Genomic DNA, 11,700 nt, shown 5'->3' on the forward strand with positions numbered 1-11,700 from the left:
TCTTTCACACCAACTTCAGCTGGATCAATAATTTCGTAATTCTCCCGGTTTTTCAGTACGCCATCCTGATGAATTCCTGACGAGTGTGCAAAAGCGTTACGTCCAACAATTGCTTTATTGGGCTGCACCGGCATACGCATTAATGTGGATACAAGACGGCTGCTTTTGATAATTTCTTTGCAGTTGATACCGGTTTCCAGATCCAAATCTTTATGGCTCTTGATGGCCATAGCCACTTCTTCGAGCGAAGTGTTTCCTGCCCGCTCTCCAATACCGTTAATGGTAACTTCAACCTGGCGGGCTCCGTTGAGGATTCCCGACATTGAGTTGGCAGTTGCCATTCCAAGGTCGTTGTGACAGTGCGTTGAAAGGATGGCCTTATCGACATTTGGGACGTTGTTTATTAAATAGGCAATTTTCTCACCATATTCGTGCGGAAGACAATACCCGGTTGTATCCGGAATGTTGACAACGGTAGCACCAGCTGCAATAACGGCTTCTACCACACGGGCAAGATATTCGTTGTCAGTACGACCAGCATCTTCGGCATAAAACTCAACGTCGTCGATGAAGTTCCGGGCATATTTAACTGCTTCAACCGCTCTTTTAATTATCTCTTCCGGGTTGGATTTCAGCTTGTAGTTGATGTGATAAAAAGAGGTTCCGATACCTGTATGGATCCGTCCTTTTTTGGCGAATTTCAAAGCATCGGCAGCCACTTCGATATCTTTTTTTACGGCACGTGTCAGTGCGCAGATGGTGGGATTGGTTACTGCTTTGGATATTTCGACAACGGAGTTAAAGTCTCCCGGACTGGAGACCGGAAAACCGGCTTCGATAATGTCCACGCCGAGTTTTTCCAGTTGTTTGGCCACTTCGATTTTCTCAATGGTATTCAACTGGCAACCCGGGACTTGTTCGCCATCCCGCAATGTGGTGTCGAAAATATAGACTTTATTGCTCATGGTTAAAAATTTTTTTCAGTCCGGTGATTTTTCCGGTTAAAGAATGGTTTCGGAAATGGATTTCTCCAATTTCCGAAACCATAATGGTTAAAAATGATTTGGCAACAAACGGTGAATAATGTAGGGATGGGGTAAAGGGGCATTATTCACTGAGTTGGTGCACTATTTTTTTTGATTCTCGGGACGAAGCTGGCGTACAGCTGCTCCGGCATTCCACATCTCAGACTCACGCAATTCTTTGAGTTCTTCTTCGAGTTTTACGCGGTAGTCACTTTGACTGTTGGCATCGATGGAACGCTGTGCTTCATTACCTTTGGCTACTTCGCTGTAAAGCTCTTTAAATACAGGCATGGAAGCGTCACGGAATTTTTTCCACCAATCGAGGGCACCCCGCTGAGCGGTTGTAGAACAGTTGGCATACATCCAGTCCATTCCGTTTTCAGCAACTAGTGGCATCAGACTCTGAGTCAGCTCTTCAACGGTTTCGTTGAAAGCTTCAGAAGGAGAGTGTCCGTTGGAACGCAATACTTCGTATTGAGCTGCGAAAATTCCCTGGATTGCACCCATCAGAGTTCCACGCTCACCGGTAAGGTCACTGAATACTTCTTTCTTGAAAGTAGTTTCGAAAAGGTATCCACTACCCACACCGATACCCAGTGCAACGACACGGTCGAATGCTTTGCCGGTAGCGTCCTGGAAGATGGCGTAGCTGGAATTCAGTCCGCGTCCTTCGAGGAACATACGACGAAGGCTGGTTCCTGAACCTTTTGGCGCAACGAGAATTACGTCAACGTCTTTGGGAGGAATAATGCCTGTACGTTCCTTGTAAGTAACGCCAAAACCATGAGAGAAATACAAAGCCTTACCCGGCTTCAGGTATTTTTCTACAGTCGGCCATACAGCAATTTGTCCGGCATCGGAAAGAAGATACTGAATAATGGTTCCTTTTTCCAGTGCTTCTTCGATAGGGAAGAGGGTCTTTCCAGGTTCCCAGCCATCAGCAACGGCTTTGTCCCACGTTTTGGATTCTTTACGCTGCCCAATAATAACGTTGAAGCCGTTATCCTTAAGGTTGAGTGCCTGTCCGGGACCCTGAACACCATAACCGATAATGGCAATGGTTTCGTCTTTCAATACTTCCTGTGCTTTTGCCAATGGGAACTCCTCGCGGGTTACCACATTTTCTTCTGTTCCTCCAAAGTTGATTTTTGCCATGATTAATCTGTTGTTAACTGTTTTAGTTTAATTGAGTTTGATCTGTTTCTAATTTCTTAAGATAGTTTTCAAGAAGTTCTTTTTTGGTCTTGGTGATTGCGATTCGTCCGGATCTTACAAACTGGGAGACTCCGTAAGGGTCGAGCTTTTCAAACAACTCCTGGGTTTCTTCCTTGTGTCCGGTTTTTTCAATGACCGTATATTCCGGGGTGATTTCCAGAATGCGCGCGCCATATTGACGAACCAGTTTTTCTATCTCGTTACCCCCCAGCAATGAACTGGTTGATACCTTGTAAAGAGCTATTTCCTGATGGATGATTTCATCCGCTCTGAAAACGAATACTTTTAATACGTCAATACGTTTTTCAATCTGCTTGGCCAGTTTTTCAATGTTATCGGCCGTGGCATCAACCACAACGGTGAATTTATGTATGCCGCTTATGGCCGATTCGGAAGTGGTCAGACTCTCGATATTGATGTGTCTGCGTGTAAATACGGTGGTAATCTGGTTGAGCAGACCCACATGGTTTTCCGAATATATGGAGAGTGTAAACTCTTCTTTATCTGGTGTTTTCATGTTACTAATTTTTAATATTGGTTTTTTCCTCAAACAAAAAGGGAACTTCTGATGATTCTGTACAGGGTTCCCTTGATGTTTATTCCAGGCGGATATCAGATACTGATGCTCCTGAAGGAACCATCGGGAATACATTACCTTCTTTTTCTACCAATACTTCCATCAGGAAGGGGCCTTCGGATTCCACCATTTGTTTGATGGCGTCGTTCAGCGTCTCACGTTCTGTTACTTTAACAGAAGGAACATGATATCCTTTGGCGATGGTCTGGAAATCAGGGTTAATTAACTCTGTGGAGGCATACCTTCTGTCGAAAAAGAGTTCCTGCCACTGACGTACCATTCCGAGGAAATTGTTGTTGAGCAATACAATTTTCACAGGGATCTTAGTTTGAAAAATGGTACCCAACTCCTGGATAGTCATCTGAAAACCTCCATCTCCAACGAAAACACATACCGGGCGTTCGGGAGCACCCAACTTGGCACCCATTGCTGCCGGAACACCAAAGCCCATAGTTCCCAGTCCTCCTGAAGTAACCACACTTCTGGTTTGCTTGAATCGGAAGTACCGGGCGCTCATCATCTGGTGTTGCCCCACATCGGTCACCATCACGGCATCGTCGTTAAAGGCTGATGAAACTTTGGAAATGACTTCTCCCATTCTCAGTCCTTTATCGTCAGGAGCAATTTCTTTATCGATGATGCGATTGTACTCAATTCTGAAACAGGCTTCAAACTCAGCCAGCCAGTCTTTATGTTCGTTTTTTGTGATTTTCCCGGTAATCAGGGGCAATGTTTTTTTAACATTTCCCAGAACAGGAACATCCGCATGTACATTTTTGTTGATCTCTGCCGGATCAATTTCCATGTGAATTACTTTGGCGTTGGTGGCATATCTTGTGAGGTCACCTGTTACACGATCGTCAAAGCGCATGCCGATGGCAATGATCAGGTCTGCTTCATTGGTCTTAATATTGGGACCATAGTTTCCGTGCATTCCCAGCATACCCACATTCTGGGGGTGACTGGACGGAATAGCCGAAAGGCCTAACAATGTCCACGCAGCCGGAATACCTGATTTTTCAAGAAAATCCAGCAATTCTTTTTCTGCATTTCCCAAAACAATACCCTGCCCAATCAATGCCAGTGGTTTTTTTGACAGATTGATGAGTTTGGCTGCCTCTTCGATCTGATGAAAGTCGATGGGGCTCTCCGGGGTGTAGCTTCTGATGGATTTAACCGGTCTGTATTGAAAATCCAGCTCGTTGATTTGGGCGTCTTTGGTGATGTCAACGACCACAGGACCTGGTCGTCCCGAACGGGCAATGTAGAATGCCCTTGCCAGTGCTGCAGGGATGTCCTCGGCTTTACGAACCTGGTAATTCCATTTGGTTACCGGTTGTGTTACCCCAACGACATCGGTTTCCTGAAAGGCATCGGTTCCCAGCAAAGAAGATGTTACCTGTCCCGTGATTACCACCAAAGGGGTTGAATCCATCATGGCATCCGCCAGTCCTGTAACGGTATTGGTGGCTCCAGGGCCAGACGTGGCGAAGCAAACTCCTACCTTTCCTGTTACCCTCGCATATCCCTGAGCAGCGTGTACGGCCCCTTGCTCATGGCGTGTCAGCACATGATGCATCTGGTCATGATAATTATATAGCGCATCATAAATGGGCATAATTGCTCCACCGGGATATCCGAATATAATCGATGTCCCTTCCTTGAGCAAAGACTGCATCACAGCTTCAGATCCGCTCATCCTCCTTGTCTCGTTGGTTTTTTCTTTCATTAGTAATTGAGATTGTGGTTCCATGACAATAATGGTTGCGTTTGAGAAAATTAAATTAAAAAAACCTGCTCTCCATATTTTTGTCGGGGTTACAAGATTAGGTCAACTTCGGTCCTATGTCAATAGTATACTACTGCTTTTCGGGTCGTGTAGGACTATCCTGTCCCGTTAAATCATTCTTACTGCTCCTTTGTCTGCCGATGATACCATCGACGCATAGGCTTTGAGTGCTTTTGAAACCTGGCGTTCTCTGGGTGCCGGTTTGAATGCCTGATCTCCTTTTGCCAGCTCTTTTTGTCTGCGTTTTTCCATTTCCTGATCAGATATCTCCACGTTGATTTTTCTTTCCGGGATATCAATGACGATTTTGTCACCTGTTTCCACCAGGCCAATTTCACCACCCGCTGCTGCTTCGGGAGAGACATGTCCGATGGATAATCCTGATGTACCTCCGGAGAAACGACCATCGGTGATTAAAGCACATTCTTTGCCCAGATGTCTTGATTTGATATAAGAAGTGGGGTAGAGCATTTCCTGCATTCCCGGACCGCCTTTAGGTCCTTCATATTTGATGATGACTACATCTCCTGCTTTAACGTCTCCTTTAAGGATGGCATCACAGGCACTGTCTTGCGATTCGTAAACCTTGGCTGTTCCCTCAAAATGGAGGATAGAGTCATCTACTCCCGCGGTTTTAACAATGCACCCTTTGGAAGCAATGTTTCCAAATAAAACAGCCAGTCCGCCATCTTGAGAATAAGCGTGTTCTACGTTTCGGATGCACCCTTTTTCCCGGTCGAGGTCGAAATCTTCGTAAACAGCATTTTGGGAGCCCAACACCAGATTTCGGAATCCTCCCGGAGCACTTTTATATTTTTCTTTGGCTTTTTCGATGACTTCCCGACTTAGAAGATCGTGGTCTTTTATTGCCTCGGCGAGGGATGGATAATCAATTCTGCTAACCGATGTGTCCAAAAGATTGTGTCGGGCCAGTTCGGATAAAATTCCCAGTATCCCTCCTGCACGGTTCACATCCTGAATGTGGTAATGACTGTTGGGTGCGACCTTGGACAGTACAGGGGTGTGCCTGGACAGCTGGTCGATGTCCTGCATGGTAAAATCCACTCCTGCCTCGTTGGCAATGGCCAACAGGTGAAGAACTGTATTTGTTGAGCCTCCCATGGCAATATCCAGGGTCATGGCATTCATAAATGCCGGCTTGGTAGCAATTGACCTGGGAAGAACTGTATCGTCGCCATCGCGATAATGCCGATAGGCCAGATTTACTATTTCATGGGCAGCCTCTTCAAATAATTTCTTGCGATTGGCATGTGTTGCTACAATGGTCCCGTTGCCGGGTAAGGCTAGGCCCAGGGCTTCGTTCAGGCAGTTCATTGAGTTGGCGGTAAACATTCCGCTACAGGAACCGCAGGTGGGACAGGCATTTTGCTCAACTGCCAGCACATCACTGTCCGAAACATTGTCGTCGGCGGCCATCACCATGGCATCAATTAGGTCAAGTGCTGTTCCGTTGTTGTTACCTGCTTCCATCGGGCCACCGGAAACAAATATGGTGGGAATGTTCAGGCGCATGGATGCGATAAGCATACCGGGGGTTATTTTGTCGCAGTTGCTGATGCAAATCATGGCATCGGCGCGGTGTGCATTGATCATATACTCCACACTATCAGCGATGAGGTCGCGCGACGGCAGTGAGTAAAGCATTCCGTCATGGCCCATGGCAATACCGTCGTCAACAGCAATGGTGTTGAATTCGGCTGCGAAGCAACCTTGTTTTTCCACAATTTGTTTTATCTCCTGGCCAATGTGATGCAAATGAACATGCCCCGGAACAAATTGGGTGAAAGAGTTGACAATCGCCACAAGGGGTTTGCCCATCTGCTCGTCCTTCATTCCGTTGGCTCTCCAAAGGCTTCTGGCTCCGGCCATGCGTCGGCCCTGTGTGGTGGTATTGCTTCTTAATGGTCGCTTCATAATAAAATGTAATCTTACGTATCCTGTATAAAATATAAAAACCCCTCTCACGCAGAAGTGAGAGGGGTTTAAAATTCGGTTGCTATATTTAGCTATACACCATTCTCACTTCTGCCTGGTTGTCCCACGAGAATAATAATGTTGACGAGAATGAGTGATAGAAAAAGGTTCATATTTAAAGTTCAAATTCATTTGTTCTTTGCAAATGTATATATTTTGAGAATACCATCAAGCATTTTGTAATAAAAAAATGAATTTTTCTTGCAATTTAGTGAGAAATCACCCCTGAAGACTGATGAAATCATAGTTTACTGCGATGAAAAATTTGAACTTTTTTTGTTTTCTGCTTTTTGTGGTTCATCTGTTGCGATGTAAGTGGTTGTCTGTATTGTGTGTTAAGTGTTGTTCTTAGTTATGAAAGTATTGAACATGAGGTAAACCCCTGTTTGCTGATTATGATCAATAAATAGTTATTCTGTGGCTATCGATAAATATTCATTTTTTGGTGTTTTCTTTTTCTTGGTCAATTATTAAGACAAACAAGTCCGACTTGGAAAAGTTTAGGGAAAGTCTATTTCTTTTTGTACTCTTCCCACAGAATCAATATTTTGTTTTGAAGCGTAAGAAGGTTATCCGTGTGGGAGGGCTTTAAATGCTGGTTGCAGAAGATGATGAAACTATCCAATTTATTATCTTCAATTTCAACCCAGTCTCTGAGCATTCCGGAAGATATTACTTCTTCCCATAAAGATAATTCTTGTTGATGCGCTATTATTTTTTGTCGTTTTCTTTGGTTTTTAGCCTCTTTGCTAAATACAGATTGTGCGAGGGTCAATGGACTCATTACCATCCCAATATTAGGCGTCGGTATTGATTTGTCCGGTTCTGCATCGGGATCCACATTTGCACCGAAGTTCCCTGGCAGATTGAGGTTTATTTTCCGCTCTTCGGCTCTGACGATTACTTCATTTAACAGATAACTTGCTGGGAGTAGAAAGATACTGTCTGTTTTAGAGCTATTTAGAAAGTCCACGGCTTTCATGGTCTTCGGTTCGAAGCCCATGGATACGATCCGGATAGAGTCGTTTTCGGGAAGAGAAATACGAAATACGCCATCCGCATTGGATGTATAGGATAAATGGGAATTAAAACTGACCATTTGAACATATCCCAAAGGTTTCCTGTCTTCTTTATTATAAATGGTACCTGTGGCAATGATGTTTTTTTGTGCCTGAACCTTCGCCAGGCAAAGGAAAATCAAAACAGAAAATCCGGAAAACATCAGAAATCTTTTTTTCATATATTTAGGATAGGTTGTTGGGAGATATTTTCAAAAAATGTGCCAGTTGATGTTATCTAAGAATAATTAGATGAAACAAGATGAAAACTAACAAAAATCTGCAAAAACAAATCAAAATGTTATTAAACAATGGTTAAAAACATTAATTTGAAATGCTCGCTAACAATTTGTATATTTGTGTTTTGAAATAATATAAATCAAAATTATACAGTATGAGTAAGATTCAAGTAGCAGTAGTTAGTTATGGAAATATTGGAAAGTTTGCAGTAGAGGCAGTAAATGCAGCACCTGATATGGAATTGGCAGGCGTTGTTCGTCGTTCCACTGAGAACAACCCTTCTGAATTGGCTGATGTTAAGGTGGTTACTGACATTTCAGAATTGGGAAAAGTTGATGTTGCTATTCTCTGTTCTCCTACCAGAAGTATTCCCGAAACGGCAAAAGCTATTATGGAAAAAGGTATTTGTACCGTTGATAGTTTTGATATTCATGGCGATGAGATGTTAAAGCTGCGTAGGTTGCTTGATGAAACCGGAAAGAAGCATAACTCTCAGGCTATTATTTCTGCAGGATGGGATCCGGGAAGTGATTCTGTGGTTAGAACACTTATGAAAGCAATGGCTCCTAAAGGACTTACTTATACTAATTTTGGTCCGGGTATGAGTATGGGCCATTCGGTTGCAGCTAAAGGCAAAGATGGTGTTAAAGATGCTCTTTCAATGACCATACCGTTAGGAACCAGTATTCACAGAAGGATGGTTTATGTTGAACTGGAAGAAGGAGCAAATATTGATAAAGTAACTAAGGATATTAAAACCGATAGTTACTTTAGTAACGATGAAACTCATGTAATTGCTGTTTCCAGTGTGGATGAGCTTAAAGATATGGGCCATGGTGTATTGATGGAACATAAAGGGGTATCCGGAGAAACTCAGAATCAGTTGTTCGAGTTTAAAATGAAGATTAACAATCCTGCTCTGACCTCACAGATTCTTGTGTCATGTGCCAGGGCTGTTTTGAAGCAGGCTCCCGGTTCTTATACCATGCCTGAGATTGCTCCACTTGATTATCTGACAGGTGACAAAGAGGATTTGCTGAAGAGATTGGTCTGATTGCCGAAGCAAATTCGTTTATATAAATAATTAAAGAGACAACTGTCTGGATTTTTTTTCAGACAGTTGTTTGTCTTCCACCCTCTCCTTTGGATTGTATCGAAATATGCTGATTTGTTAAACTTGTTTTTTGATCTTTAACTTCTTAGAAAATTCATTTGAATAGCGTGCTGTTCGCAATGTTTTTCAGGTCGTTAAAAATATAACAACTTAGATTAAAAGACTGACACTATTTCGTTACAAACCTATAGTTATAGAAGTCAAAGCCTCCAACGTAAAACTGTAATCACTTCAATTCAACCATCTGTTGAAATTGGGAAGATTGTACCCCTTTCCCGGCGGGTTGAGTTGCTGTATGTAACAATCTTTTTACTCTTTATTTTTTTGGGGGTGAGATACAGGGAAAATTAATGTAATAGAAAATTCAATAAAAATTTTGAATCTATGATCGAGACTATTAAAGAAATTGTAGAGAAAGCATGGAGTGATCGTGCATTGCTGGACCATAAAAAAACACAGGACGCAATCCGTGAAGTAATAGCTCTTTTGGATGCTGGCGAACTTCGGGTGGCACAACCAGATGGGGACGACTGGATCGTTAACGACTGGATTAAAAAGGCAGTTATTTTGTATTTCCCCATGCAGGAGATGGAAACCATTGAACTGGGGCCTTTTGAGTTCCATGATAAAATGGCTCTGAAGCGCAATTATAAAGAATTGGGTGTGCGGGTTGTTCCTCATGCCGTAGCCCGCTATGGTGCTTTCATCGGCCGTGGTGCTGTTATGATGCCTTCGTATCTGAATATTGGTGCTTATGTGGACTCCGGAACAATGGTTGATACCTGGGCTACAGTTGGAAGTTGTGCTCAGATTGGCAAGAATGTTCATTTAAGTGGTGGTGTTGGTATTGGTGGTGTTCTGGAGCCCATTCAGGCTGCTCCGGTAATTATTGAAGACAATGCCTTTATTGGTTCCAGATGCATTGTTGTTGAAGGTTGCAGAGTTGGGAAAGAGGCTGTGTTGGGTGCCAATGTGGTTCTCACCGGCTCCACTAAAATTATCGACGTGAGTGGACCTGAGCCAAAAGAATACAAAGGTTATGTTCCCCCGAGGTCGGTTGTTATTCCTGGAAGTTATACCAAGAAGTTTCCTGCTGGAGAGTTTCAGGTTCCTGCTGCACTCATAATAGGACAACGCAAGGAATCAACCGATAAAAAAACATCCTTGAACTCAGCATTACGTGATTTTGGTGTTGCGGTCTGATTTTTAAAGCAGACGCTTAAGTTGAATGAAAGAATGAGGTCGGGCCTGTTTGGTACCGGCCTTTTTTTGTAGGTCAGTGGTGCAATAGACCGTTAGATTTTTAAATATAAACAGCCGATTCAGAGGGATTCGCAAAAGGTTAACGAACTATTGTTTTGACAATAGTTTGTTAAAAAAGTGTAAACGCAGAGATATGATAACGCAAAGGTGCTGTTATCAAAGTGAAAACTGCCAAACCGCAATTTTAATGACTTTCTTATTTTTAATAATGCAATAATAAATCGAAACATGCAAAGGGAGAGACTTTAATAGGTGGCAGATGAAGGGCGCAGAAGAATAAGAAGCTTAAAAAAACTTTTATATTTGTGGTAAACAGAAGAAGGAATTTATGAATTATCAGGAAGATCTAAAAAAAGCGGTAGAAGTACTTCAAAATGGAGGATTGATTCTTTATCCTACCGATACCATTTGGGGAATTGGTTGCGATGCCACCAATGCTGAAGCTGTGAAAAAAGTGTATGCATTGAAGAAACGAGAGGACAGCAAAAGCATGCTGGTGTTAGTGGAAAATGAAGTCCGCCTGAATTCCTATGTTCGGGAGGTTCCTGAAATGGCTTTTGACCTGATTGAGTTGTCAGATAAACCGTTGACGATAATTTATCCACAGGGGAAAAATCTGGCAGGAAATCTTCTTGCTGAAGATGGCAGCATTGGTATTCGTGTTACGAAAGAGGCTTTTTCCCAAGCACTGTGTCAAAAATTTCGTAAGCCCGTTGTTTCAACCTCTGCCAATGTTAGCGGAGATTCTTCGCCTCAGGACTTTTCAGCTATTAGAGAGGAGATCTTGAATGGTGTGGATTACGTGGTAAAGTACCGACAGGATGAATTGTCCAACCCGGCGCCGTCAGGAATTATTAAACTGAATGTGGACGGGCAGGTTCAAGTGATAAGGGAGTAATTTATAAGTAATTGGTGATGTTTTTTTCACTACACACAAATAAGATAATGTTGTATAAAGAGGTTGAATCAGTGAAAACAAACATAAAGAAAGAAGATTTTAAACACAGGGTGCCGGTTCAAATGCGATTCAGTGATGTGGATGGTTTTGGACATGTAAATAACGGCGTCTATAACGACTATTATGACATTGGCCGCATGTACTATATGCGTGATGTGTTGGGGTGGCTCCCCGGCGATTCGGGGCGTGATTACCAGCTGGTGGTGGTGAATACCAAAACTGATTTTATTGGACAGATTCTTTTAGGCCAGTCCATTGAGGTGTTTACCCGGGTTGTGTCATTAGGCAACAAAAGCCTGAAAATGGTTCAATGGATCGTGGAAAATGGGTCTGAAGAGCCCTTGTCTGTTTGCGAATCGGTAATGGCCGGATTTCAGCGAAGTACGGGCACCTCTTTTGTGTTGCCGGATGAGTGGCGCAAAGCGATTGATGGTTTTGAGAAATAATTAAATGGTATTGTTTGGTG

The 11,700-nt window shown here is 43.1% G+C and carries 10 protein-coding genes; 4 read left to right on the forward strand and 6 right to left on the reverse strand.

All coding sequences use genetic code 11. The features are described 5' to 3' along the window. From QZZ43_RS08085 to QZZ43_RS08110, 6 genes are all read right to left on the reverse strand, one after another. On the reverse strand, window positions 1-965 hold a 965-nt coding region (locus QZZ43_RS08085), incomplete at its 3' end, for a 2-isopropylmalate synthase (protein WP_291857778.1). Between the two features lie 162 nt (window positions 966-1,127). After that, window positions 1,128-2,180 carry a ketol-acid reductoisomerase gene (ilvC, locus tag QZZ43_RS08090; protein WP_291857780.1) on the reverse strand — a complete coding sequence of 351 codons (1,053 nt, stop codon included), beginning with the start codon at window positions 2,178-2,180 and terminating at the stop codon, window positions 1,128-1,130. Between the two features lie 22 nt (window positions 2,181-2,202). Continuing rightward, the gene (gene ilvN, locus QZZ43_RS08095) at window positions 2,203-2,757 is read right to left on the reverse strand and encodes an acetolactate synthase small subunit (RefSeq protein ID WP_291857782.1); all 555 of its coding nucleotides are present in this window, start codon (window positions 2,755-2,757) and stop codon (window positions 2,203-2,205) included. Between the two features lie 79 nt (window positions 2,758-2,836). After that, window positions 2,837-4,570, reverse strand: coding sequence for a biosynthetic-type acetolactate synthase large subunit (ilvB, locus tag QZZ43_RS08100; RefSeq protein WP_291857784.1), 1,734 nt, complete (start codon window positions 4,568-4,570; stop codon window positions 2,837-2,839). Window positions 4,571-4,714: 144 nt separating this feature from the next. Next, window positions 4,715-6,541 carry a dihydroxy-acid dehydratase gene (gene ilvD, locus QZZ43_RS08105; protein ID WP_291857786.1) on the reverse strand — a complete coding sequence of 609 codons (1,827 nt, stop codon included), beginning with the start codon at window positions 6,539-6,541 and terminating at the stop codon, window positions 4,715-4,717. A 571-nt stretch (window positions 6,542-7,112) separates the two neighbouring features. Then, a complete protein-coding gene (locus tag QZZ43_RS08110) occupies window positions 7,113-7,841 on the reverse strand; it encodes a carboxypeptidase-like regulatory domain-containing protein (RefSeq protein WP_291857788.1) in 729 nt (242 codons plus the stop codon). A 212-nt stretch (window positions 7,842-8,053) separates the two neighbouring features. On the opposite strand from QZZ43_RS08110, the gene QZZ43_RS08115 reads away from it, so the two are divergent. From QZZ43_RS08115 to QZZ43_RS08130, 4 genes are all read left to right on the forward strand, one after another. After that, complete coding sequence (locus tag QZZ43_RS08115; protein ID WP_291857790.1) at window positions 8,054-8,953, forward strand: diaminopimelate dehydrogenase; 900 nt, start codon at window positions 8,054-8,056, stop codon at window positions 8,951-8,953. A 444-nt stretch (window positions 8,954-9,397) separates the two neighbouring features. Next, complete coding sequence (locus QZZ43_RS08120; protein ID WP_291857792.1) at window positions 9,398-10,216, forward strand: 2,3,4,5-tetrahydropyridine-2,6-dicarboxylate N-succinyltransferase; 819 nt, start codon at window positions 9,398-9,400, stop codon at window positions 10,214-10,216. A gap of 388 nt (window positions 10,217-10,604) precedes the next feature. Continuing rightward, window positions 10,605-11,174 (forward strand): L-threonylcarbamoyladenylate synthase, encoded by a 570-nt coding sequence (locus tag QZZ43_RS08125; protein WP_291857794.1) that lies wholly within the window; start codon window positions 10,605-10,607, stop codon window positions 11,172-11,174. 71 nt (window positions 11,175-11,245) lie between these two features. Further along, window positions 11,246-11,680: a thioesterase family protein gene (locus QZZ43_RS08130; protein WP_291857796.1), complete on the forward strand. Its 435-nt coding sequence runs from the start codon at window positions 11,246-11,248 to the stop codon at window positions 11,678-11,680. Window positions 11,681-11,700: the final 20 nt, after the last annotated feature.

The sequence above is a fragment of the Marinilabilia sp. genome, from assembly GCF_016278715.1.
Lineage (GTDB): Bacteria > Bacteroidota > Bacteroidia > Bacteroidales > Marinilabiliaceae > Marinilabilia.